The organism is Pseudosulfitobacter sp. SM2401 (assembly GCF_042932805.1).
Lineage (GTDB): Bacteria > Pseudomonadota > Alphaproteobacteria > Rhodobacterales > Rhodobacteraceae > Ascidiaceihabitans.
In genome coordinates this window covers 992296-1013542 of sequence record NZ_CP170633.1, presented here as the reverse complement: position 1 = coordinate 1013542, position 21247 = coordinate 992296, and the positions used below count along the sequence as shown (strand labels likewise).

General features: G+C 57.0%; 27 protein-coding genes and 2 tRNA genes. 11 read left to right on the top strand and 18 right to left on the bottom strand.

The annotated features are described in order from the left end of the window. Positions 1 to 20: 20 nt before the first annotated feature. The 7 genes from murF to ACFIO0_RS05065 all read right to left on the bottom strand — a co-directional run bounded on the left by murF (position 21) and on the right by ACFIO0_RS05065 (position 8461). The gene (gene murF, locus ACFIO0_RS05095; protein WP_390914207.1) at positions 21 to 1454 is read right to left on the bottom strand and encodes a UDP-N-acetylmuramoyl-tripeptide--D-alanyl-D-alanine ligase; all 1434 of its coding nucleotides are present in this window, start codon (positions 1452 to 1454) and stop codon (positions 21 to 23) included. Beyond that, positions 1451 to 2938 (bottom strand): UDP-N-acetylmuramoyl-L-alanyl-D-glutamate--2,6-diaminopimelate ligase, encoded by a 1488-nt coding sequence (locus ACFIO0_RS05090; protein WP_390914205.1) that lies wholly within the window; start codon positions 2936 to 2938, stop codon positions 1451 to 1453. Before ACFIO0_RS05090 ends, murF begins: the two co-directional genes overlap by 4 nt. A gap of 18 nt (positions 2939 to 2956) precedes the next feature. Further along, positions 2957 to 4744, bottom strand: a complete 1788-nt coding sequence (locus tag ACFIO0_RS05085; protein WP_390914203.1) for a penicillin-binding transpeptidase domain-containing protein — start codon at positions 4742 to 4744, stop codon at positions 2957 to 2959. After that, a complete protein-coding gene (locus tag ACFIO0_RS05080; RefSeq protein ID WP_390914201.1) occupies positions 4741 to 5094 on the bottom strand; it encodes a cell division protein FtsL in 354 nt (117 codons plus the stop codon). Before ACFIO0_RS05080 ends, ACFIO0_RS05085 begins: the two co-directional genes overlap by 4 nt. Before the next feature lie 6 nt (positions 5095 to 5100). Continuing rightward, complete coding sequence (rsmH, locus tag ACFIO0_RS05075; protein ID WP_390914199.1) at positions 5101 to 6093, bottom strand: 16S rRNA (cytosine(1402)-N(4))-methyltransferase RsmH; 993 nt, start codon at positions 6091 to 6093, stop codon at positions 5101 to 5103. A 4-nt stretch (positions 6094 to 6097) separates the two neighbouring features. After that, complete coding sequence (gene mraZ, locus ACFIO0_RS05070) at positions 6098 to 6613, bottom strand: division/cell wall cluster transcriptional repressor MraZ (RefSeq protein WP_390914198.1); 516 nt, start codon at positions 6611 to 6613, stop codon at positions 6098 to 6100. Between the two features lie 774 nt (positions 6614 to 7387). Next, on the bottom strand, positions 7388 to 8461 hold the full coding sequence (locus ACFIO0_RS05065) for a P-loop NTPase (protein WP_390914196.1): 1074 nt from the start codon (positions 8459 to 8461) through the stop codon (positions 7388 to 7390). Positions 8462 to 8692: 231 nt separating this feature from the next. On the opposite strand from ACFIO0_RS05065, the gene ACFIO0_RS05060 reads away from it, so the two are divergent. Continuing rightward, entirely contained in the window at positions 8693 to 8926 is a 234-nt protein-coding gene (locus ACFIO0_RS05060) for a DUF1127 domain-containing protein (RefSeq protein ID WP_390914194.1), read from the top strand. A gap of 267 nt (positions 8927 to 9193) precedes the next feature. Further along, on the top strand, positions 9194 to 9583 hold the full coding sequence (locus tag ACFIO0_RS05055) for an MAPEG family protein (protein ID WP_390914192.1): 390 nt from the start codon (positions 9194 to 9196) through the stop codon (positions 9581 to 9583). Between the two features lie 7 nt (positions 9584 to 9590). On the opposite strand, the gene ACFIO0_RS05050 is transcribed toward ACFIO0_RS05055, so the two are convergent. Next, entirely contained in the window at positions 9591 to 10478 is an 888-nt protein-coding gene (locus ACFIO0_RS05050) for a YHYH protein (protein WP_390914190.1), read from the bottom strand. A 21-nt stretch (positions 10479 to 10499) separates the two neighbouring features. After that, positions 10500 to 10931: a hypothetical protein gene (locus ACFIO0_RS05045; protein WP_390914188.1), complete on the bottom strand. Its 432-nt coding sequence runs from the start codon at positions 10929 to 10931 to the stop codon at positions 10500 to 10502. 149 nt (positions 10932 to 11080) lie between these two features. On the opposite strand from ACFIO0_RS05045, the gene ACFIO0_RS05040 reads away from it, so the two are divergent. Beyond that, positions 11081 to 11155 (top strand) — tRNA-Gly (locus ACFIO0_RS05040). 134 nt (positions 11156 to 11289) lie between these two features. Here the strand turns inward: ACFIO0_RS05040 and ACFIO0_RS05035 are convergent. Beyond that, a complete protein-coding gene (locus tag ACFIO0_RS05035; RefSeq protein ID WP_390914187.1) occupies positions 11290 to 11736 on the bottom strand; it encodes a hypothetical protein in 447 nt (148 codons plus the stop codon). Between the two features lie 8 nt (positions 11737 to 11744). Then, on the bottom strand, positions 11745 to 11984 hold the full coding sequence (locus ACFIO0_RS05030; RefSeq protein ID WP_390914185.1) for an Lrp/AsnC ligand binding domain-containing protein: 240 nt from the start codon (positions 11982 to 11984) through the stop codon (positions 11745 to 11747). Between the two features lie 141 nt (positions 11985 to 12125). Here ACFIO0_RS05030 and hisB point away from each other — a divergent pair, with 141 nt between their 5' ends. Both hisB and hisH read left to right on the top strand, forming a co-directional pair. Then, positions 12126 to 12713: an imidazoleglycerol-phosphate dehydratase HisB gene (hisB, locus tag ACFIO0_RS05025; RefSeq protein ID WP_390914184.1), complete on the top strand. Its 588-nt coding sequence runs from the start codon at positions 12126 to 12128 to the stop codon at positions 12711 to 12713. 5 nt (positions 12714 to 12718) lie between these two features. Next, positions 12719 to 13357 carry an imidazole glycerol phosphate synthase subunit HisH gene (gene hisH / locus ACFIO0_RS05020; protein WP_390914182.1) on the top strand — a complete coding sequence of 213 codons (639 nt, stop codon included), beginning with the start codon at positions 12719 to 12721 and terminating at the stop codon, positions 13355 to 13357. Between the two features lie 69 nt (positions 13358 to 13426). On the opposite strand, the gene ACFIO0_RS05015 is transcribed toward hisH, so the two are convergent. Beyond that, positions 13427 to 13810, bottom strand: a complete 384-nt coding sequence (locus ACFIO0_RS05015; protein ID WP_390914181.1) for a DUF2147 domain-containing protein — start codon at positions 13808 to 13810, stop codon at positions 13427 to 13429. A gap of 132 nt (positions 13811 to 13942) precedes the next feature. Here ACFIO0_RS05015 and hisA point away from each other — a divergent pair, with 132 nt between their 5' ends. The 4 genes from hisA to ACFIO0_RS04995 are packed head-to-tail and all read left to right on the top strand — an operon-like array spanning position 13943 to position 16081. Then, entirely contained in the window at positions 13943 to 14662 is a 720-nt protein-coding gene (hisA, locus tag ACFIO0_RS05010) for a 1-(5-phosphoribosyl)-5-[(5-phosphoribosylamino)methylideneamino]imidazole-4-carboxamide isomerase (protein WP_390914179.1), read from the top strand. 2 nt (positions 14663 to 14664) lie between these two features. Further along, positions 14665 to 15018, top strand: a complete 354-nt coding sequence (locus ACFIO0_RS05005; protein ID WP_390914178.1) for a hypothetical protein — start codon at positions 14665 to 14667, stop codon at positions 15016 to 15018. After that, positions 15018 to 15779 (top strand): imidazole glycerol phosphate synthase subunit HisF, encoded by a 762-nt coding sequence (hisF, locus tag ACFIO0_RS05000; RefSeq protein ID WP_390914176.1) that lies wholly within the window; start codon positions 15018 to 15020, stop codon positions 15777 to 15779. Before ACFIO0_RS05005 ends, hisF begins: the two co-directional genes overlap by 1 nt. Beyond that, positions 15776 to 16081: a phosphoribosyl-ATP diphosphatase gene (locus ACFIO0_RS04995; protein WP_390914174.1), complete on the top strand. Its 306-nt coding sequence runs from the start codon at positions 15776 to 15778 to the stop codon at positions 16079 to 16081. The genes hisF and ACFIO0_RS04995 overlap by 4 nt, the downstream gene beginning before the upstream one ends. Before the next feature lie 66 nt (positions 16082 to 16147). Here ACFIO0_RS04995 and ACFIO0_RS04990 read toward each other — a convergent pair whose 3' ends face one another. From ACFIO0_RS04990 to rlmB, 3 genes are all read right to left on the bottom strand, one after another. Then, positions 16148 to 16618: a CoA-binding protein gene (locus ACFIO0_RS04990; RefSeq protein ID WP_390914172.1), complete on the bottom strand. Its 471-nt coding sequence runs from the start codon at positions 16616 to 16618 to the stop codon at positions 16148 to 16150. Positions 16619 to 16861: 243 nt separating this feature from the next. After that, entirely contained in the window at positions 16862 to 17125 is a 264-nt protein-coding gene (locus ACFIO0_RS04985; protein ID WP_390914170.1) for a hypothetical protein, read from the bottom strand. Between the two features lie 69 nt (positions 17126 to 17194). Next, positions 17195 to 17986, bottom strand: a complete 792-nt coding sequence (gene rlmB, locus ACFIO0_RS04980) for a 23S rRNA (guanosine(2251)-2'-O)-methyltransferase RlmB (protein ID WP_390914168.1) — start codon at positions 17984 to 17986, stop codon at positions 17195 to 17197. A 109-nt stretch (positions 17987 to 18095) separates the two neighbouring features. Between rlmB and ACFIO0_RS04975 the strand changes: the two genes are divergently transcribed. Together ACFIO0_RS04975 and ACFIO0_RS04970 are read left to right on the top strand one after the other, a co-directional pair. Further along, positions 18096 to 18179: transfer RNA gene (locus tag ACFIO0_RS04975), tRNA-Tyr, on the top strand. 192 nt (positions 18180 to 18371) lie between these two features. Beyond that, the gene (locus ACFIO0_RS04970; RefSeq protein ID WP_390914166.1) at positions 18372 to 18641 is read left to right on the top strand and encodes a hypothetical protein; all 270 of its coding nucleotides are present in this window, start codon (positions 18372 to 18374) and stop codon (positions 18639 to 18641) included. Positions 18642 to 18669: 28 nt separating this feature from the next. On the opposite strand, the gene ACFIO0_RS04965 is transcribed toward ACFIO0_RS04970, so the two are convergent. The 3 genes from ACFIO0_RS04965 to ACFIO0_RS04955 are packed head-to-tail and all read right to left on the bottom strand — an operon-like array spanning position 18670 to position 21247. Continuing rightward, positions 18670 to 19074, bottom strand: a complete 405-nt coding sequence (locus ACFIO0_RS04965) for a c-type cytochrome (protein WP_390914164.1) — start codon at positions 19072 to 19074, stop codon at positions 18670 to 18672. Positions 19075 to 19091: 17 nt separating this feature from the next. Beyond that, a complete protein-coding gene (locus ACFIO0_RS04960; RefSeq protein ID WP_390914162.1) occupies positions 19092 to 20390 on the bottom strand; it encodes a multicopper oxidase domain-containing protein in 1299 nt (432 codons plus the stop codon). A gap of 8 nt (positions 20391 to 20398) precedes the next feature. Beyond that, positions 20399 to 21247, bottom strand: a complete 849-nt coding sequence (locus ACFIO0_RS04955) for a CopD family protein (RefSeq protein ID WP_390914160.1) — start codon at positions 21245 to 21247, stop codon at positions 20399 to 20401.

The following is a 21247-nucleotide window of genomic DNA, read 5'->3' as shown; positions in this document are numbered from 1 at the left end:
CCCTTACTCATTATCTGGTGTTAAGTATCTGCATCTTGGGGATGGCCCATTTTGCGGATCGCGTCAACGACAAGGCCCAATTTCATCGACAAAGATCCTTTGGCCAGAACCACGTCGCCCGCGTCCAGATCATTGCGCAACCCTTGCACCATTTCAGCGCTGGTCGCGTGCCAACGGCCTTTTTGTGGCTCTGGCAGTGCGTCAAACATCGCGCGCATCAGGGGGCCAACACAGTGAATGACATCGATGGTTTTGGTGTGCTCGAAATGCGCCAAGCCTGCGTGCAGCATGATTTCGTCCGGTCCCAGTTCTTTCATATCACCAAGGTAGGCAATGCGCCGCCCCTTGCTGACACGCCCTGTGTTATCAGTGGTTTGGGCCGCGGCCAGCACTTCGATCGAGGCGGCCATAGACGTGGGGTTGGCGTTGTAACTGTCGTCGATCAGCTCAAGCGTCAGGTGGGTTTCAACAGGATCCAAAGTGATAGTTTCGCGCGCGCCACGCCCCTCGAACGGTGACCACCGGCCCAACGATGCAGCCGCCAACGCAAGGTCAGCGCCCAATGCCTCGCACGCCGCCAAAGCGCCCAAGCCGTTCATCGCAAAATGCCGCCCCGCCGTGGCAATCTTGAACAGCAACGGCTGCTCGAACGCTTCAGCCTGCACAATTGTCGTGTCCCCAATGATCTGGATGTCTTTCAGAACGTAATCAAACCCGTGTTCGCCAAAGCCAACATCGCGCCGCTTGGCATCATGCGCCTTGGCTTGCAAAATCGCCGCCGTGTCTACGTCGTTGTTCAGGATCGCCGTGCCAGCGTATTCCAGACCGTCAATGATCGAAGCCTTTTCGACGGCGATCCCTTCGACATTCTCAAACGCCTCCAGATGCGCCGCGGCAACGGTCGTGATCATCGCCACATGCGGGCGGGTTAATTTCGACAGCGGGGCGATTTCGCCGGGGTGGTTCATGCCGATTTCGATAACGGCATATTCGGTGTCGCTGGGCATCCGCGCCAAGGTTAACGGCACGCCCCAGTGGTTGTTGTAGCTGGCAACAGAGGCATGCGTGCGCCCTTGATCCGACAACATCGCGCGCAACATTTCCTTGGTCGAGGTCTTGCCGACACTGCCAGTCACAGCAACCACTCGGGCGTTTGTGCGTGCACGTGCGGCAGCCCCCAAGGCTTCAAGCGCGCTGAGAACATCATCGACGATCAGCAAGGGCACGCTTTCGTCCAGCCCGTCAGGGATGCGCGATACCAGCGCCGCACTTGCCCCTTTTTCCAACGCTTGCGCGACAAAATCATGGCCGTCCCGTTCGGCTTGCAAAGCCACAAACAGATCGCCCGCTTGGATCGTGCGCGTATCGATGGACACTCCGTTTGCGACCCAATCAGAAGTGGTGCGCCCACTTGTTGCAGAGACGGCCTCGGCTGCTGTCCAAAGGGTGTTCATGCCAATCGTCCTTCTAATGCGGCCACAGCCACGCTTGCCTGCTCCACATCGTCAAAGGGCAAAATATCATCGCCGACGACCTGCCCCGTTTCATGGCCTTTGCCCGCGATCAGCAGCGCATCACCTGCGCCCAGACTATCAATCGCGCGCAAGATCGCTTCGGCGCGGTCCCCGACTTCGCTCGCCCCCGGGCAGCCCGCCATGACCGCAGCGCGAATTGTTGCGGGGTCTTCGGATCGCGGGTTGTCGTCGGTCACAAACACGACGTCTGCATTGTCTGCCGCCGCCTGCCCCATCAATGGGCGTTTGGTCACGTCGCGATCGCCACCCGCCCCCACGATCGCCACCAAACGGCCCATCACATGCGGGCGCATCGCGGCAAGTGCGGTTTTTACCGCGTCCGGCGTGTGGGCGTAGTCAACAAACACCGCCGCGCCATTGTCGCGGGTGGCGGCCAATTCCATCCGGCCGCGTACAGTCGTCAAATGTTCAAGCGTGTCAAACACTTGGCTCGGGTCAGCGCCGCATGCGATCACCAGTCCTGCCGCCAACATCACATTGTCGGCCTGAAACCCGCCCAGCAGGTTCAACCGTGTTTGATAGGCTTTGCCGTCAAATTCAAACCGCAGATCCTGCCCCGTCGCGTCGTAGCGTTGCGCGCTAAGACGGATATCAGCGGTGTCAGAGCGCCCGACCCGCAAAATGTCGTGGCCGTGTGCTGCGGCCAGTCTGGCCATTTCTTCGCCCTTGGGATCATCGATGTTGATCACTGCGATGCCATCGGGGCTGAGCACGTCAATGAACAGCCGCGCTTTTGCGGCAAAATAAGCCTCGAACGTCTCGTGATAATCAAGGTGATCTTGGGTGAAGTTGGTGAAACCAGCGGCCTTCAGCGTCACCCCCTCGAGGCGGCGTTGATCCAATCCGTGGCTAGACGCCTCCATCGCTGCGTGCGTGATCCCGTTGTCCGCAGCCGCAGCCAACGTCCGATGCAGCGTGATCGGCTCTGGCGTGGTGTGGGCCAGCGGTGCGCGCCATGCACCTTCAACCCCCGTCGTGCCGAGGTTCACAGCCGCGAATTCCAGTTCTGTCCAGATCTGGCGCACAAAAGTCGACACGGACGTTTTGCCGTTGGTGCCCGTGACCGCGATCATCGTTTTGGGTTGCGCACCGAACCACAGGGCAGCGGCGCGGGCCAAGGCTTCGCGCGGGGTTTGTGAAATGACCATCGCAGCCCCGGCAGCCTTGATCGCGTCGCCTGCAATCTGCGCGCCTTTTGCGTCCGTCAATACGGCCACGGCGCCTTGATCCAGCGCCTCTTGCACAAACGTCGCACCGTGAATTTTGACACCGGGCATCGCCGCGAACAGGCAGCCTTTGGCCAGCTGCCGGCTGTCTACAATCAAGGATGAAATGTCGGGATTCGCGCCAGATGTCGCCACCAAGCCCAAATCGCTTAATGTTTTCGTGACCTTAGTGCCCATCGTGCCTGCCTTTGCGGCTTAGTTACTGCTGGTCAGGGTTATATCAGCCAAAGTTGCGGGTTCAACGGTTGGTCGCATCCCCAACAACGGCGCCACACGGCGGATCATTTCTGCGGCCACAGGCACGGCTGTCCAACCGGCGGTGCGGCGCGGTTTGTCACCCGAGGTTTCGACCGGCTCGTCCAGCGTTACAATCAACACGTATTTCGGGTCGTGCGAAGGGAAAATGCTGGCGAATGTCGCGATGACTTTTTTGTCGTAATACCCGCCTGTGGGCTTGGGTTTGTCTGCCGTGCCGGTTTTGCCGCCCACCGCATAGCCCGGCACTTCGCCAAAGCTGGCAGTGCCTTTGGCCACAACTTTGCGCAACATGCCACGGGCTGCACGGGCTGAACTTTCGCTCATGACGCGGGGGCCATAGGATGGGCCGCCTTGTTTCAGAATGGTCGGATTGACCACGCGACCGCCGTTGGCAATCGCCGCGTAACCGGCCGCCAAATGCATGGGTGACGTAGACAATCCGTGACCATACGAGATGGTGACAGCGCTTAGGTCTGTCCAGCGTTTGGGCAACAATGGTTTGCCTTGGGCTGCCTCGACAATCTCGAAAGGCGTCGCTTTGAAGAAACCCATCGCATCAAGGAATTCCTTTTGCTTTTTGATGCCGATTTTCAAAACCAAACGACCGGTGCCACGGTTTGACGACTTCATGATGATGTCTGTGACACTCAGCGTGCCGTAGTTTTTGTTGCGGAATTCACCGATCTTAAAGCCGCCGACTTTCATCGGGCCTTTGGTGTCGATCATCGTCGACGGGCTGACAATGCCGATGTCGACCGCCTGTGCGGCAGTGAAAATCTTGAACACAGAGCCCAGTTCGTACACCCCCTGAACCGAGCGGTTGAACAACGGATCATCGCCGCGGTCGCCTTCGGTGATCGGGCGCGGACGGTTGTTGGGGTCAAAGCTGGGCAAGGACACGACACTGATCACTTCGCCGGTGTGCACGTCCATCAAAATGGATGTGGCCCCTTTGGCGTTCATCAAATTCATGCCACCTTGCAAGACACGCTCGGCTGCGGCCTGAACCGTGAGGTCCAGTGACAATTGCAGCGGCGTGTTGCCGTTGGCCGGATCACGCAGATAATCGTCAAAGTATTTCTCGACGCCCGCGACGCCGATCACTTCGGCAGCGCTCACGCCCTCTTTGCCGAAGGACGCGCCACCCATGACGTGCGCGGCCAGTTTTCCGTTGGGATACAGGCGCATGTCGCGTGGGCCAAACAGCAAACCAGGGTCGCCGATTTCATGCACGGCTTGCATCTGTTCCGGGCTGATTTTCTTTTTTATCCACAGAAACTTACGCGTACCGGTGAAATCCTTGACCAGACGCGCGCCATCGAGATCGGGAAAGATTTTGACCAGCTTTTCTGCCGCCCCCACAGGATCAATCATCTGTTTTGGTTGCGCATACAGCGCGTGGGTTTCAAAGTTTGTCGCCAGCAAATTGCCGTGACGATCCACAATGTCGGCGCGGGCTGCACTGATCGCACTGCCCACGGCAGCCGAGCGTGGCTCGACCGGATCAGAGGTCGCAAGCATCCCCATACGTCCGCCAACAACGGCAAAAGCGCAGAAAAAGAACAGGCCCAAAACCAAAAGACGCCCCTCGGCGCGGTTGCGCGAACGGGCTTGCATGTCTTCGTGGCGCAGGCGTTTGTTTTCCTTTTCAATAGCGTCGGGGTTTTCACCCTTTTCACGAGCGTCCAGAATGCGGGCCAACGGGCGCAGCGGCGTGCGGATCATGGTCTGTCTCCGGCTTGTTCGTCGCTGAACACATCGACGGGGTTCAGGATCGGCAATTCAGGTTCGGACGGATAGGCGATCTGGTCGATCAGCCCGAATTGTTCGGGGGCCAGAGGCAACAAGCCCAACCGGTCAAAGTTGATGTCGGCAAGGTCGCGCAAACGATCGGGTCGGTTCAGATAGGCCCATTCGGCGTTCAAAACGGCCAAGCGCGAATGTGCGGCGCGAATATCGCGGCGCAAATTGTCCGCGTCGTTCAGGGTTTGCTGGGTCGCATAGTTTTCGCGGTACGCCCAAAACGCCAGCGCAACCACCGCCAAAACCGTCAAAATATACAATACCGTCCGCATGTTACCCTACTTCGTTCTGTTCGCCATCGGCATGCCAATGGTCTTTGACGCGATCTCGCCCGAAGGCGCGTCGGTTCTGGTGGCCACCCGCAGTTTTGCACTGCGCGAGCGTGGATTTTCCGCCAATTCCTGATCATCAGGGCCAATCGCCTTGCGAGACTTGACCGTAAACTGGATCGGCTCTGCGTTGGTCATCGGCGCGTAGCGGTTGGCGTTACCTGCCTTGCCTGACCGCGCCGTGAGGAACCGTTTGACCATGCGATCCTCGACCGAATGAAACGTCACCACGGCCAGTTGCCCGCCGGGTTTCAGCGCGCGCTCCGCGGCCATCAGCCCCTCGTACAGCTCGCCGTATTCATTGTTCACCTCAATGCGCAGCGCTTGGAAACTGCGCGTCGCGGGGTGCGATTGACCTGGTTTGGAGCGGGGCAAGCACCCCTCGATGATCCCAGCCAGACGCAAGGTTGTGGTGATCGGTTCCATTGTACGCTCGGTCACGATGGCTTTGGCGATGCGGCGGCTGGCGCGTTCTTCACCGTATTGAAACAGGATGTTGGCGATGGCCGCCTCGTCTGCGTTGTTCACCACGTCTGCGGCAGAAGGCCCGTCTTGCGACATGCGCATGTCCAGCGGACCGTCGCGCATGAACGAAAATCCGCGTTCGGCCAAATCCAGCTGCATTGACGACACGCCGAGATCCAGAACGATGCCGTCCAAATCCTGTGCGTATTCGTCCATTTTCGAAAACACGCCCTGTTGCAGGGTGATTTTGTCGCCAAAATCGCTGACCCAAGGGGCCGCCATTTCGAACGCGAGCGGGTCGCGGTCCACGCCCATGACGTGATCGGCACCGGCCTCGAGCAGGCCGCGCGTGTACCCGCCGGCCCCGAATGTGCCGTCCAGCCAGCGCCCTGAAACAGGGGCAACGGCGGCCAACAGCGGGCGCAGTAAAACAGGAACGTGGGGTTTGTCGGACACTGTGGCAGCGGCAGCAGCCATCACTTTATCCTTCCGTTTGGGGCTGAGCATCGCCGTCTAGGAACGCCATCGGATCAAAATCCTCGGGCAAATCATCCAGCCACTCTTCGGTTTTTGCGGCCTCTTCGGCCTCGTACGTCTCGGGCTTCCAAATCTGGAACGTATCACCAGCAGCGATAAAGAACGCCTCGCCGGACAGATCAATTTTGTTGCGCAATTTTGCCGGCAAGACCAGTCGGCCGGTTTCATCGACCGCCGTCGGGAAGGATTGGCCATGAAACAGGCGTTGCAACATTTTGCGCTGCATCGACCCACGCGGCAACGCGTCGATCTTGGCGTCCACCTCGTCGATGGCTTCCATCGTGTAGCACTCAAGGTAGTTGCGGCGGTGGTCCCCATAGACGATCACCAATTCAGGGGCCTCGCCAGACTTCCAATTGGAATCAGAGGCTTCCAACACACGACGAAAAGAGGCCGGGATTGAAACCCGCCCCTTCGTGTCGACTTTGTGTTGGCTTTCGCCTCTGAACCGTCTTGCCACTGGTCCGTCCCTGATTTGCCCGTTGCGGGCTGATGCCTATGCGCCGTCGCGCGGATGTGTTTCGTGTCGGGCCCGATAAATTGTGTCGGGAAAATTAGAAACGGCGAGTTGATCTGCTGCCACTGATCAACTCGCCGCCATGTCCCACTTGAGTGGGAAGTCCAGCTGCGCGCGCCACCTGGGGGGATGTCTGCTCGCTCGCGCGCCGGATCTCTTGGTCTGATGAAAGCGAGGTGCCTGTATGAAACCTGCTAGAGTCTTTTATAAGTTCGGGGTCGTTTGGTGCCCCTTGGTCTCGTTCTCATCCGATGAACAAGGGATACGATGGGAATACGTGGGTGACAACTGTTATTTATGGGAAATTGGCACGCTGGACAGCCATTAACGCCCGTTCACAACATGCTGGGGTGGTTCGATTTGGGGGAAAATTCGCCTAAATTGTTATTCGACGGAAAGATGTCACTACATATTGTGCCTCACGGCGCGATGAAAGTATGGCCCATGGTTTCCCAACTAATCGCAATTAATTTCAGAGCAGATTGAATGTTCTTTTTATGTTCTCACACAGGACACTCTTCAATCCCCAAAATTGTCAGCTGGGTTCCCAAAAATACTGCGATTTCGAGCAATTGATTCGGAATTCCCGCGCCCAACGACAGATTGATCCCACGCTTTCCCATGCCGTATCCCACGAGATCCCGTAAATACAAAAAAGGCACGCGTGATACGATCACGGTGCCTCTTTATTAATAACGACGACGGTTTGGGTTGGCTTTACGCCATGCCACCCTCGATCAGCCCCTTGGCGATCTGGGCGTAGGCCTGCGCCATTGGCCCCTCACCCGCTGCAATCGGTGTGCCGCCGTCGCCGGCCAGCCGTGTGTCCAGGTCTATCGGCAGATTGCCCAACAGCGGCACGCCCATTTTTTCGGCTTCGGCAGCGACGCCGCCTGCCCCGAATATTTCGTGTGACGACCCGCAATCGGGGCACACGAACATCGACATATTTTCGATCAAGCCTAAGACCGGGGTTTTTAGCGTCGCGAACATGTCGAGCGCCTTGCGCGCATCGATCAGGGCGACGTCTTGGGGGGTCGACACTACAATCGCGCCAGTCAGTTCGGATTTCGTGCACAGCGTCAGTTGCACATCGCCAGTGCCCGGCGGCAGATCAACCAGCAGCACGTCAAGTTCGCCCCATTCCACTTGCCCCAGCATCTGTTGCAGTGCGCCCATCAACATCGGGCCACGCCAAACGACGGCCTTACCCTCTTCCATCATAAAGCCGATCGACATCAGCGTCACACCGTGGGCGTGCAGCGGAATGATGGTTTTGCCATCGGGCGACGCAGGGCGTTTGTTCACGCCCATCATGCGCGGCTGTGACGGGCCGTAAATATCTGCATCCAGCAGGCCAACTTTGCGCCCCTGTTTGGCCAAGGCCACCGCAAGGTTCGAGGACACAGTCGATTTCCCCACTCCGCCTTTGCCAGAGCCGATCGCCAGAATGCGCTGTACACCGGACGGCTTGGTTGGCCCCTCTTGTGGTTTCGGGTGGCCGCCGATTTTCAAACTGGGCGGTGGGGCTTTGGCGGCGGCAGGCCCATGTGCGGTCAGGGCCACCGTAACTTTGGACACGTCATCCAATTCCAGCACGACGGCTTCGGCGGCTTTGCGCGCAGGTTCCATCTGGGCGGCGATTTCGGGTGTGGGCGCTTCGATCACAAAATTGACCGCGTCGCCTTGGATGTTGATCGCGCGGATCATATCGCGGCTGACCAGGGTTTCCCCGTTTGGCAGGGCAACGCGGGCCAATGCCTCTAGGATGGACTCTTTGGTGACAGACATCGCGGTGCTCCTTTTGGTGTTGTCCCCTAATTGGCTTTTTTCCACCAAAGGACAAGGCCCCGCCACCGCGATCACAAAATCGCCTTTGGTCGGGTCAAATGATTTTCAAGGACCTTTGCCATGCAAATGCTGCATAGCAGCATTGCCGAACAATCTATTGTGCACGCGCAGCATACCGTTATGTTTCTATCAACACGAACGAAGACGCAGTCAAGAAAGACGAGCAAGACGATGACATATTTTAATGACACACACACAAACGGTTCTTTCATCGAACGGATGATGGCTTCTGCCGGTCACATGTTGGAAGCAGCGGCCCTGCGCCGCGCCCAGCGCCGCGTGTACCGCAAGACGCTGGATGAACTGACCGCCCTCAGCAACCGCGATCTGACCGACTTGGGTCTGGCCCGCAGCGAACTGCGCCGCATCGCATGGGAAGCCGGACAACAGCACACGGCAGCCTAAAACAAGGATCGGACGGTCGTCTCCTCCCTAGACCGTCTGTAACGCGCGGTGGTATCGTCTCCTCCCTAGATACCACCGCGGCTTTTTAGCCTTCACCAAAGAAGGCAAACAGGATCATCGCGGGGTTTCTCCTCCCTTAACCGCGCAGATGACACTTAGACGGCAGTCCCTCCTCCCTGGGGCTGCCGTTTTTTATTGGGGTTTCCATATGCCGTTGATTGTTTGACAGTGCAGGCAATGCAAATGCCCTAACGTTGGATTTGAGACATGCCCCTCGCCATTACGCCGCTTTATGCAGGCCTTATCACTCTGATCTTTCTGGCGCTGACGGTGCGCGTTATACGTTATCGGCGTGCGAACCGGCTGTCGGTTGGCGATTACGGTGACAAGGCGCTGCTGGCGCGTATGCGTGCACAGGGCAACTGCGCCGAATACTCCCCCATCGGCTTGATCCTGATGCTGCTAGTGGAACTACAAGGCGCGCCGGGTATTGCTGTGCACATCTTGGGTTTGATGCTGCTGGCCGGTCGCGCGATGCACGCCTACGGGTTTTCGCGCCACCCCCAGATCATGCCCCTGCGGGTGGGTGGCATGGCGCTGACGCTGTTGATGCTGGTCTTTGGCTCGCTTGGGTTGATCGCGCACAGCCTGTTTTGATCACAGGTCAGTATTTGGAAAACCCCGATCCAGCGGCCCCGCGCAAACAGCGCGGGATGACGGGATAATCGTCGGTTAAAAAATAGGCGTAGGTGCCTGTGGGATAATCTGCGGTTTTGATCATGACCCCGTTGCACTCATCCAGCGTGCCCGACCCTGCGACAAATTCAAAATCCTGCTGAAACGCCCCGTCATAGGGCCCAGACGGTTCATCCCCGCCCGGCCGCTCGCCTGATTTCAGCTGATAAGACGAGGTCATGCGGATAACAGTCCCGCCAACATCAGCGGTCAGCGCGTAGATCGGGAACCCGTCCGAGGCAAAGCCAATCAAAGGCGACGCCGCATCAGGCCGCCAGCCCAACTGCTCCATCAATCCGATCGGCAAACCGAGGTAATGATACGCACCCGAAGGCTGCACATGCGCAAAATTTGCATCCAGCCCCAGCGAAACAGCACCGCCCAGCGCATTGTAGACCCACCCTGATCGCGGGTCCCCCTGCCAGAACTCAGCGGCCTCGGGATCAAACGGCACCCCGTTTAACGCCACGCCAAAGGCCTCATCACGCAACACGGGTTCGGGCTTGTTCAGCGTCGGGGCCTTGGAAACGCTAAACGCATAAGACTGCGCCGAAATGGTGTATGGATTGTCGCGGTTCGGAAATTTGCCAACAGTATGTGTCGGCAGCCCGTTGGATTGAATGCTCAGTGATATGCCGTCATCACGCACCGCAATTTTGCTGCCCTCGATTGTGCGATCCGCTTCGATCAAGCTGAGCCCCTCGGCTTCCGTCGCCTTGTGTTTGCGAATTTGCGAGCGTGCATCGCTTTGGACCACGCCCGCGACGACAATGCCAATAACCAAGGCTGTGATTTTCAAGTTTGAAATGATGGGCATTGCGATGCTCCTTGGTGGATTTTATTTTTGCTGCATTTCACCAGCGTCAAAAAGTGGGGTGATCAGAATGGGTTCTTGTCCGTGCACGCCAAAATCAAGGACCGCCGTAAAAATCCGGGGCACTTTCTTAAAGAATTTTGCAACCACTTGCGCCACACCGTCTTGGGCAAACCCCAGCGTCTGTGGGGCAAAGGTTTTTGTATCCGCCCCGGCAATCCGCACATCCTGCAACGTCAGGTCAGGTTTTAGACTGGTCAGGGCAAGATCGATGCAAACACTGCCGTCAATCATCTCGGCGCGCGCCACATCCACCAACACCTGTGGCCGCACGTCCCCGTCATTCGTCACCGACTGAGACGCCGATTGCGGGGTCGCTGTGCACAAAACCAGCACAACAAGAGCGGTCGCAATCATGGCAGCAGGGATAGCAAGGGTCAGGTCACGTTGTTTCATGCGTGTAAAACGCGGGACCTCAGATTTTCCGTCGCTGCACCTGCAAATAATTTGCGATTTTTCAGATTTTTTGCGTTTTTTTCAAATAGTGTGAAATTACCTCTTGCGGCCTGCAGCATCCAATTATAGATGCTGCCTCACCAAAGGAAGCGGGCGTAGCTCAGGGGTAGAGCATAACCTTGCCAAGGTTAGGGTCGGGCGTTCGAATCGCCTCGCCCGCTCCAATTTGGTCCCACCATACCCCGGTGGAAAACGTTAAAGGTCACCTTCGGGTGGCCTTTCGTCGTTTCTGGGGCTGGCAATGTTTCTGGAGCTGGCAATGTTTCTGGAGCTGGCAATGTTTCTGGAGCTGGCAATTTTAATTCATACACCAAACGGTGAGATCAAATTCAACACTGCTCTGGTCAATTAAATGGTCAGGCAACGACAAGAAGGTCGATATGTCAAATTCTGACGTCGCAACATTATTGTGAAACCATGCTGACGACCCGAATCCGACATTGAATACCAATTCCTGCCGTGTTGCAGATACCCACACCCCCAAACTGGTCCCGTGGTCTTGCTCATCGTTTTGCGACCAACTGTGCAGGTGTCGGGTTCCTTGCAATTGAATTCCGCTTGACCGCTCGAACAAGTCAACAAGGTCAAAATCAGTGTCCAATGGATTGGGTACGCGGGTTTCGAACCCTATCCGGCACTCCAATTCCACGCTGACGTGACGCGCATCAACTAACGAATTGTCAGCAATGGTTTCTGTCCTGACATTGCCCGATCGCTTGAACCACTCAAAGATGGTCTTAAACATCAGCCCAATCAAAACACCTTGTACGTCATTGTCGTCAGTGACCGTTCGATCCCTTTGATCACCAGCAGATGATCGTTGATGTATTTGCCCACGTCCTGATCGGCAGGAATGTACATCTTCATCAGAAGATCAAAATCGCCGCTCGTCGAATACAGTTCCGAGTGGATCTCTTGCAGCGCGATTTCTTCGGCAACCGCGTAGGTTTTACCGGGGGTGCAACGGATCTGGATAAAAACGCAGGTGCTCATGGGGGATGCTCCGAGAATAAGATGCGTCCTTGCTGGCATAGGAACCACATCGGGCGCAATCTTTAGTTGGGCCGTGTGCGGGTCTTGGCCCGCCTGCCCTTCGCGCCTATAAGCAGACGAACACTGATCCGGAGGCCATCCATGCGCACCAGCACCATCACACGATCTACTGCCGAAACCGAGATTTCGGTAACCGTCAATCTGGACGGCACGGGGATTTATGACAACCAAACCGGCATCGGGTTCTTTGATCACATGCTGGACCAGTTGGCGCGCCACTCGTTGATCGACATGACGATCCGCGCCAAAGGTGATTTGCACATCGACGATCACCACACGGTCGAGGACACCGGCATTGCGCTGGGTCAGGCGCTGACGGCAGCCTTGGGCGACAAACGCGGCATCGTGCGCTACGGCAGTTGCCTGTTGCCGATGGATGATGCGCAAGTGCGTTGCGCCCTTGATCTGTCCGCCCGCCCCTACCTGATCTGGAACGTCGATCTGCCGACGCAGAAAATCGGCACGTTCGACACGGAACTGGTGCGCGAATTCTTTACGGCCCTTGCCACGCACGGCGGCATCACCCTGCACGTCGACATGCTGCACGGGATCAACAGCCACCATATCGCCGAGGCCGCGTTTAAATCTGTCGCCCGCGCGCTGCGCGATGCGGTCGAGGTAGACCCGCGCAAATCCGGCGATATCCCGTCGACCAAAGGGGCGTTGTAACCGCGATGCTGACAGCCATTGTTGATTACGAAAGCGGCAATCTGCACTCGGCGCACAAAGCGTTCGAACGCATGGCACGCGAAGTCGACGCAGGCGACGTTGTCGTCACGGCAGACGCTGACGTTGTGGCGCGCGCAGACCGCATTGTGCTGCCCGGCGACGGCGCATTTCCGGCCTGTCACGCCGCACTGACCGGCACAGGCGGGCTGTACGATGCGATGGTCGAGGCCGTTGAAACCAAAGGTCGCCCGTTTTTGGGCATCTGCGTCGGCATGCAACTAATGGCCAGCATCGGGCGCGAATACCGCGACACTGCGGGCCTTGATTGGGTCCAAGGCGAAGTTGTTCCGATTGCCCCCACCGACGCGCGCCTCAAGGTGCCGCACATGGGGTGGAACGATTTGGTTATCAATTATCCACACGCGGTGCTGGACGGCATTGTATCGGGCGATCACACGTATTTTGTGCATTCGTATCACTTCAAAGTCAGCGATCCCGCAGAACGTTTGGCCCACGTGGAATACGGCCACGACGTCACCGCCGTGATCGGACGCGACACGATGGTTGGCATGCAATTTCACCCTGAAAAAAGTCAGGGCACAGGGCTGCGGATGATTGGGAATTTTCTGAAATGGGCCCCCTAGTCGGGGCTCGCAGATGAAATGCGAATACTTAGGGCGCAGCCAAACCGCACCCTAAGTTAAAATCTCGGATCAGTTAACGCGCGTCCATGTCTGCTTTTTGCAGATCGGACCAACACAGCCGGATACCTTAAGAGTATTTCCCGACAAAGACATCTTGGATTTGTAAATCTTGTCTGTTGAAGGCTGCCAGATTTTGCCGGACTTGTAGTAGCCGTCGCCGGCTGGCACCATCGCCCAAACCAGATTTTTGCCTAAGTTTGCGGTTGTAATCGGACCGTTTGCGTCAAACGCTTTGGCAATTGTGCCACAAACATTCTCGCCGCATTTTTGCATTTTGACGTGTGCGTAATTGCCATCATCAACTTGAGTTTTCCACGTGCCCAATACGGGATCAGCCATCGCAGCCCCCGCCATTGCCAGACCCAAAGCCGCGGCTGTTATCCATGTTTTCATGTGTTTTCCTCCCTTATTTTCGCGCAGCATGTGGCACGCAACCGTTTCTGGCAAGGCTGACCTTGGGTCGCGTTGCAAATCCCGCCGCGCCCCCGCATAAGGCCTTAAACACTGCGACAAAGGGCAAACCTCATGATCCTCTACCCGGCAATTGACCTCAAAGACGGCCAAGCTGTGCGTCTTGTTCACGGCGACATGGACCAATCCACCGTCTTTAACGATGATCCGGCGGCCCAAGCGCGCGCCTTTGTCGAGGCGGGTTGCGAATGGCTGCATCTGGTTGATCTGAACGGTGCGTTTGCCGGCGCGCCCGTGAACGCGGCCCCTGTCGAGGCGATCCTGAAATCGTGCAAAGTGCCTGCGCAATTGGGCGGCGGTATCCGCGACATCGCCACAATCGAGGCATGGCTCGACAAAGGGCTCGCCCGCGTGATTCTTGGCACAATCGCCGTCGAAAACCCCGATCTGGTGCGCGAAGCTGCGCGCAAATTCCCGGGCCAAGTCGCCGTCGGCATTGATGCCCGCAACGGACGTGTCGCGACCAAAGGTTGGGCCGAGGAAACCGATGTGATGGTCACGGACCTCGCCAAATCGTTTGAGGACGCAGGCGTCGCTGCGATCATCTACACCGACATCCTGCGCGACGGCGCAATGGGAGGCCCAAATATCGAGGCAACCGAAGCCTTGGCCCGCGCCGTATCTATCCCTGTGATCGCATCCGGCGGCGTGTCGTCGATGGCCGACCTGACAGCGCTTAAGGCGACAGGCGTGATTTCGGGCGCGATTTCGGGGCGGGCGCTCTATGATGGGGCGATTGATTTGAATACAGCACTTACCAAGCTCAAAAACTAAAAATGAACGCTCCCCTTTACGCATTGTCTTTAACAATCGAGCAACAAAGATTCGTTCGATCTTGCTTTGCGGAGATATCGTCAGGGGGCAGTACAGACGTTATTCAACGCGCATTTGGGCATCCAACTTTAAACATCCAATCGCTCAAACCCCATTTCGAAACCGACGCACAGCTGAACATATCCCTGACAGAAATCGAATGGCGATCTGTATACGATCTGATCCATGCGACAATTTATGGCTTGGGCCAGTTTGAATTGGCAACCTTGACTGGCTTTGACTTGCAAGACGCCGTAAATATGAACCTCATGATCGCCTCAAAAATTTGGGGCGCATACGGAGAATCTCGTTTCTGATGCTCAAAACCCGTATCATCCCCTGCCTCGACGTCGCTGACGGGCGCGTGGTCAAAGGCGTGAACTTTGTCGGCCTGCGCGATGCCGGCGACCCAGTGGAATCTGCCCGCGCCTATGACGCCGCTGGTGCGGACGAACTCTGCTTTCTCGACATCCACGCCACAGTCGAAAACCGCGGCACCATGTTCGACGTGGTCCGCCGCACGGCTGAACAATGTTACATTCCGCTGACGGTAGGTGGCGGCGTGCGCAGCAGCGCTGACGTGCGTGATTTGCTGCTGGCTGGGGCCGACAAGGTCAGTTTTAATTCCGCCGCAGTCGCCAACCCGGACGTTTTGGCCGACGCCGCGGACCACTTTGGCAGCCAATGCATCGTCTGCGCCATCGACGCCAAGACGGTTGAACCCGGCCGTTGGGAGATTTTCACCCACGGCGGCCGCGAACCGACAGGCATCGACGCGGTTGAATTCGCCATGACTGCCGCTGCCAAAGGGGCTGGTGAAATTTTGCTAACGTCCATGGACCGTGACGGCACCAAACAAGGGTTCAACCTGCCCCTGACCCGCGCCATTTCTGACGCCGTGAATGTGCCCGTGATCGCCTCGGGTGGTGTTGGCAACCTCGATCATCTGGTCGACGGGGTCACCAAAGGCGGGGCGTCTGCCGTGCTCGCCGCCTCGATTTTCCATTTTGGCGACTACACCATCCAAGAAGCGAAACAGCACATGGCAAACGCTGGCATCGCGATGAGGCTCACATGACCCTGAACGACCTTTTCAACACGATTGAGGCGCGTAAATCGGCGGACCCGTCCTCTAGCTGGACCGCGCAATTGCTGGCCAAAGGCCCTGAAAAATGCGCCGAAAAATTTGGGGAAGAAGCGATAGAGGCCATCATCGAAGCCGTCAAAGGCGACAAAGCGGCACTCACGTCCGAGGCCGCCGACGTCATGTATCACTTGATGGTCATGCTGACGGCGCGCGATGTGCATCTGGACGATGTCGTTGCTGAACTGGCGCGGCGCCAAACGCAATCCGGCCTCGCCGAAAAAGCGAACCGCTAACCGCCTGCCCCAATAAAACATCGTGTCGCAGCACAGCTGCGTCCATTGGGTCACGCCCGCTGTCGATCACAGCTTTGAGCTGATGATCCCTGTGTTGAACCCGCCCATGCGCAGTTCTGAAAACAGCCGTTGGTATTCGATTTTCGGGCAACGGTTCTGCACCACATCCACGCCGCGCGCCTCGGCTTTTGCCGCCGCCTCGCTGTGCTCCACCCCGATTTGCATCCAGATCGTACCGAGATCCGGAAACTGGGCTAGCGCCGCATCAACAATCTCTGGCACAGCTTCCGAGCGGCGAAAAATATCAACCATATCAACGGGTTCATCAATCTCGCCCAGATCTGCACGCACCGTTTCGCCTAGCAATTCCTGCCCTGCGAGGCCCGGATTGACCGGAATGACCTTGTACCCTTTGAGCCCCAAATAGCGCGCCACAAAATAACTGGGCCGCACCGGGTTTGCGGAAACGCCGACGATCGCAACCGTTTTGGTGCGTGTCAGAATGTCTTTTAAAAAGGCGTCGGAATATTCTTTCATACCTACCCATAAACCAGCCCGTCCCAATAAAAAAGCGCCCCAAAGCAAAAAGCCAAGGGGCGCATAAGTGCGGAACGAGGGACAGTGTTAGGTCAGGCAGGAGTTCCAAACCTGTGACCTCATACACTAACAGATAAGTCTATCTGGCCGCGTAAAAAGACCTTGTCGCGATTCTGTGAACGAAAAATTAAAGATCGGCGGAAATCTGCCAAAGCCTATGTGGTTCGTCAAAACCTCTTCGCCTCAATCAAAAATATCTTCAACAAATTCAAATGCATCCTCAAATGCATCTTTCAAAAACTTGAAGGGACGCGGTGACTTGCGCGGCTTTTTCTTCTTCGCTTTTTTGATCGACGGTTTTGGGCGGTTTGATCGCACCGCGCTCGGGCGGATCAATTCGCGTTCAACTTTTGCAACGGCAGGCTTGCGCACAGGCAGCATCTTTAGCTCGTGCAATGGCGCCCCGCAGCGGCTGCACGCCAATTCGTGCCGCCCCGATTCTTTCATCACCAGCGCCGCGCGGGCCCCGCAATAACAGCATGTCGCAATCTTGCTCGGATACCCCAACGTCGCCCCCTATTCCGTCTTGGCACCTTTGCGCGCCTGAGAGGCATATAAGGCCAAAGCCGCAGCATTTGAGACGTTGAGCGACCCAAACCCTTCGGATGCGTCAATACGCACCAGCGCGTCGCAGGTTTCTTTGGTTTTTTCGCGCAGTCCCGGCCCTTCGGCCCCCAGAACCAGCGCGACAGGGCGATCAATGACGCCTTCAACGGCAGCCTCGATCGTTTGCTCGGCCTCACCGTCCAGACCCAACACCAAATAACCCATGTTCTTCAGCTCGATCATCGTATCGGCCAGATTGCGGACCCGCAAATACGGCTGGCGTTCCAGCGCGCCACTGGCGGTTTTCGCCAAAGCACCGGTTTCTGGCGCGGAATGGTGCCGAGTGCCGATGACCGCAGAGGCCCCCAACACTTCGGCAGAGCGCAGAATCGCGCCAACATTGTGTGGGTCGGTCACCCGATCCAGCAAAATCAGCCGGGGTGCCTCGTCGCCAATCGCCACATCGGCCAGACGCCCCCAATCGAGCGGTTTGACCTCGAGTGCGGCCCCTTGGTGCACAGACCCGGGATCAAGGGGTGCATTAAATTTACGCGGATCGACCTGCTCTGGCTCGATGCCGGATTCAGCAATCGCCTCTTGTAACTTGTTTTGCGCATTTAACGTCACGATCAAGCGCAACTTCACCCGTCCAGGGTTCATCAACGCGTCACGCACAGCGTGCAGACCAAACAACCAAACGGTCGCTTTTTCATCTGCCTTTTGGCCCTGCTCTTTCTGGACAACCCACTTTGGTTTTTTCATCTTTTTCGCCTTTGTTCCGCGGCCATCTATTTCAAGCCAATTTCTGCCTTGACGGGCCTTTGGCTCGCTAGTAATCACCCAGCACGTCAGACGCAATGCGCATGACAGTGGGCGACAGGCCGCAAGGTGTGGCAGGGGACTGTAACTCCCTCGCGGAGACGCACGCCTGGTTCGATTCCAGGGTCGCCCACCATTATAAATCAGTTACTTACGAGCTTTCTTGCTTTGAGAAAATTAACCGAATTGGGGTTGGTCCCAAGTCTCGTTCCGTTCTTGTTCTATTCTCGAAGCTTCTGAGCAGATTTTGAAAGCGCCTTTCGATTTGCTTTTGCACGATAGTAAGCGACCATCCACGCACCTTACCCTGTTACCGCTTGGATCAACGATGCAGTCCAACCCGGTGTTCGCCGAGGGCTTCACAAGGCTGCTTGCCATTCAAGTTCAGCAATACCGCGCACTTATCGAGATGTTGGCGATCCCGTCAGTAAAGGCGCGCATCCTCGCCGCTGTTCAGGCAGGATACTTCGATTCAACGGTGACCGAGTTGGCGACCCGCATCAACCTAACCCATGAAGCCTGCTATCGCGCACTGCGGGCGCTGTGTGACGACAGGCACATGGTCCGCGTTGGTCGTGGAAAATATGTACTGTCATAGCGTCCAGCCTTCTCGACTGCTTTTGCCATCAGTGCGGAGGGTTCCTGCTGGCTTGGACTTCGCGTTCTCGCACAGACCAAGTTGATCTGATGTAGGCGAGGATATCCCAAATCTCATCGTCAGTGAGCGTTTCGCCAAAGCCTGGCATCCCGCTGTTGAACCCAGTGACACCCCTAACCTCCAAAGCAGCGGCCCCACCGAATTTGGTGTATTCGAACAGCAGTTCATCATCATGGTGCCATGTGTGACCAGTTCCGTCATGCGGCGGGGCTGGAAGCACACCATCAGCGTCGGGGGATCGCCAGTTCGGTTGCCCCTCAAGGTTGGCACCGTGGCATGACGCACAGGTGTCCGCATACAGGCTTTGGCCTGCGGCAATGTCGCGGTGGTCCCAATTGTGATCAGCTGCGGCTGTTGACGCAAAAAACAACATAAATGGCACCAACCACCTCATGCCACGTTCACCCAAGTGCGCATCCCGCCAACAGCATGGCTGAGCATGTGACAATGCAAAAGCCAGCGACCAGGGTTGTCGAATACACAGATGATGTCATGGCTTTGGCCTGCGTTCACCAGAGTTGTGTCACGCAGGTCGCCCAAGGCCCCGCTCTTATCAACTTCGTAAAAGTGATGACCATGCAGGTGGATGCCGTGCGGGAACGATGTATCGTTTGCGAATGTGATCCGCACCGTTTCGCCATTTTGGAATGATCCGAACGGGTCGGTTTGTAAGTCCGAGACGTTGTTGAAGGCCCAGATATTGTCGCCATCATGTCGCCCGCCCATTGCACCGCCCATCATCGTCAACGTCAGATGTTGGCTAGGTTCAGCAGGCGTTGGCAGGTTGGGCGGTGACAGCGCCATGATCGCTCCTGCTTGCCTATCCGTATTGGTGCCACTCACAGCCAGATCAGCCAATCGATATGGTCCCTGACGGGTCAACATATCAAATCCAACGGGGCCAGTGATGTCTACGATCAGGTCCGCCCGTTGCGCAGGTGCGAGAGTGAGTTCTGTCATCGAACGTGGCTCGGACAGGGCCATGCCATCCAAGGCGACGACCGACCCAGCGACACCGCTGACCTCTACAGGAAAAATGCGGTTCGTTGCAGCGTTGATCAGTCGAAATCTGACCCGATCCCCAGTCTTCACCTGATCTTGGGACAGGAACGCACGGGCGAAGTTCCCCATGTAGCCGCCGTGGGCGACGGTGTGCATATCGGAGAACTCCTCCGTCAGAACGCCATCTTCCTGCATCTGCCAATCCGCCATCAGCACGGTGATGTCGTGATCCACATCGGGGGGTGTTTCATCCTCGACGATCAATGGCCCCATCATCCCCCGCGCGACCTGTTCGTAAGAAATATAGTGCGAATGATACCAATAGGTGCCTTCGTCAGGTGGGATGAAACTGTAGGTTTTGGTGTCGGAAGGTTCGATCAACTCTTGGGTCAACATCGGCACCCCATCCATCTGGTTTTCCAACCTGATGCCGTGCCAATGCACTGCCGTGCCTTCCTCAAGACCGTTTTCGACCTCGATGTTTACCTGTTCACCACGACGCACCCGCAGTTCTGGCCCTGGCATTGACCCGTTGAAGCCCAGCATGGACGTTGCACCATCGCCCAACGGTAGGATTTGCTGCGTCACGGCTTCGGCCTTCAACCGCAACGTATCTTGGGCTGCGAACGTGGGCAAAGGTAGGATTGCCGTGGCTGAAACGGTGGCCAAGAAGTGTCGTCTGTTCATGTGGTACCTCATGTTGGCAGAGTAAGGTTTGTTGTCAAAACAGCAGTTGTTGCCAGCACGGCAAAGATCACCAGCCATTCGACAGATATGGATTTGGAGAGATGGTTGGCCGCAGCTGGATCACCGTCGCGCAACGCGGGAATGAAGCGAAGTTTGTTCGCCGCGGCCAAGCCAAGAAGCAAACCGACCAGCAGCACCTTGATGCTCAAGGCCTGCCCGTATCCTGTGCTAATAAGAGCCTCGAGCGAACCGACCAGTTCATAGCCCATGTAACCACCCACGATGACCAACACAGGAACAGTAACCGAAGCTACAACCCCAAATCGATGCCCAACATCCGCAGCCAAGGCATAGGTGCCTGACAATGATGCCAAGCGTTTCAAAGGTGTGAGAACCCCGATCCACAGGGCAACGGCCAGCAAATGCAACGTCAAAGCGACGTCGAGCAACATGGCATCACGGCCAGAAACGTGTCCGACGTGATCGAAAGACCAGATCGCAATGACACCACCCAACACCGAGACCCAAGTCCCAACGCGGCCCATGAACAGACCCGTAATTAGCAAGCAAAGGCCCACCAAACGTAACAGCAAAGCAGTGCCGACAGGTGTTGTCCACAGCAGGCCCAGCATCTCGGGGTCGATCATGCCGCTGACATTGCCCGTCAGATTGGCACCGCGCAATGAAAAGGCGAGGATCGTTGCCATCAACCCCAAAACGGCGAATGCCACGGCCAAACCACGCGTGCGATCCAGCCGAAACATCAACGTGGCGATGACCGTGCCAGCCGCAGTCATCACGCCAAGATAAAGCGCAAATTTTGTGACGATGGCCGCTAGGCCGAATGCATCAGGCAT

What these genes read in the sequence shown, in the direction of transcription:
- hisA (WP_390914179.1), top strand. Translation starts at nt 13,943, where the DNA reads ATGATCCTCTACCCGGCAATTGACCTCAAAGACGGCCAAGCTGTGCGT.
- ACFIO0_RS04985 (WP_390914170.1), bottom strand. Translation starts at nt 17,125, where the DNA reads ATGAAAGAATCGGGGCGGCACGAATTGGCGTGCAGCCGCTGCGGGGCG.
- ACFIO0_RS05015 (WP_390914181.1), bottom strand. Translation starts at nt 13,810, where the DNA reads ATGAAAACATGGATAACAGCCGCGGCTTTGGGTCTGGCAATGGCGGGG.
- ACFIO0_RS05035 (WP_390914187.1), bottom strand. Translation starts at nt 11,736, where the DNA reads ATGTTTAAGACCATCTTTGAGTGGTTCAAGCGATCGGGCAATGTCAGG.
- ACFIO0_RS05005 (WP_390914178.1), top strand. Translation starts at nt 14,665, where the DNA reads ATGAACGCTCCCCTTTACGCATTGTCTTTAACAATCGAGCAACAAAGA.
- ACFIO0_RS04965 (WP_390914164.1), bottom strand. Translation starts at nt 19,074, where the DNA reads ATGTTGTTTTTTGCGTCAACAGCCGCAGCTGATCACAATTGGGACCAC.
- hisB (WP_390914184.1), top strand. Translation starts at nt 12,126, where the DNA reads ATGCGCACCAGCACCATCACACGATCTACTGCCGAAACCGAGATTTCG.
- ACFIO0_RS05050 (WP_390914190.1), bottom strand. Translation starts at nt 10,478, where the DNA reads ATGCCCATCATTTCAAACTTGAAAATCACAGCCTTGGTTATTGGCATT.
- rsmH (WP_390914199.1), bottom strand. Translation starts at nt 6,093, where the DNA reads ATGGCTGCTGCCGCTGCCACAGTGTCCGACAAACCCCACGTTCCTGTT.
- murF (WP_390914207.1), bottom strand. Translation starts at nt 1,454, where the DNA reads ATGAACACCCTTTGGACAGCAGCCGAGGCCGTCTCTGCAACAAGTGGG.
- ACFIO0_RS04970 (WP_390914166.1), top strand. Translation starts at nt 18,372, where the DNA reads ATGCAGTCCAACCCGGTGTTCGCCGAGGGCTTCACAAGGCTGCTTGCC.
- ACFIO0_RS05065 (WP_390914196.1), bottom strand. Translation starts at nt 8,461, where the DNA reads ATGTCTGTCACCAAAGAGTCCATCCTAGAGGCATTGGCCCGCGTTGCC.
- hisF (WP_390914176.1), top strand. Translation starts at nt 15,018, where the DNA reads ATGCTCAAAACCCGTATCATCCCCTGCCTCGACGTCGCTGACGGGCGC.
- ACFIO0_RS05090 (WP_390914205.1), bottom strand. Translation starts at nt 2,938, where the DNA reads ATGGGCACTAAGGTCACGAAAACATTAAGCGATTTGGGCTTGGTGGCG.
- ACFIO0_RS05030 (WP_390914185.1), bottom strand. Translation starts at nt 11,984, where the DNA reads ATGAGCACCTGCGTTTTTATCCAGATCCGTTGCACCCCCGGTAAAACC.
- ACFIO0_RS05060 (WP_390914194.1), top strand. Translation starts at nt 8,693, where the DNA reads ATGACATATTTTAATGACACACACACAAACGGTTCTTTCATCGAACGG.
- ACFIO0_RS05055 (WP_390914192.1), top strand. Translation starts at nt 9,194, where the DNA reads ATGCCCCTCGCCATTACGCCGCTTTATGCAGGCCTTATCACTCTGATC.
- ACFIO0_RS04960 (WP_390914162.1), bottom strand. Translation starts at nt 20,390, where the DNA reads ATGAACAGACGACACTTCTTGGCCACCGTTTCAGCCACGGCAATCCTA.
- ACFIO0_RS04990 (WP_390914172.1), bottom strand. Translation starts at nt 16,618, where the DNA reads ATGAAAGAATATTCCGACGCCTTTTTAAAAGACATTCTGACACGCACC.
- ACFIO0_RS04995 (WP_390914174.1), top strand. Translation starts at nt 15,776, where the DNA reads ATGACCCTGAACGACCTTTTCAACACGATTGAGGCGCGTAAATCGGCG.
- rlmB (WP_390914168.1), bottom strand. Translation starts at nt 17,986, where the DNA reads ATGAAAAAACCAAAGTGGGTTGTCCAGAAAGAGCAGGGCCAAAAGGCA.
- ACFIO0_RS05080 (WP_390914201.1), bottom strand. Translation starts at nt 5,094, where the DNA reads ATGCGGACGGTATTGTATATTTTGACGGTTTTGGCGGTGGTTGCGCTG.
- ACFIO0_RS05045 (WP_390914188.1), bottom strand. Translation starts at nt 10,931, where the DNA reads ATGAAACAACGTGACCTGACCCTTGCTATCCCTGCTGCCATGATTGCG.
- ACFIO0_RS05085 (WP_390914203.1), bottom strand. Translation starts at nt 4,744, where the DNA reads ATGATCCGCACGCCGCTGCGCCCGTTGGCCCGCATTCTGGACGCTCGT.
- hisH (WP_390914182.1), top strand. Translation starts at nt 12,719, where the DNA reads ATGCTGACAGCCATTGTTGATTACGAAAGCGGCAATCTGCACTCGGCG.
- ACFIO0_RS04955 (WP_390914160.1), bottom strand. Translation starts at nt 21,247, where the DNA reads ATGCCTGATGCATTCGGCCTAGCGGCCATCGTCACAAAATTTGCGCTT.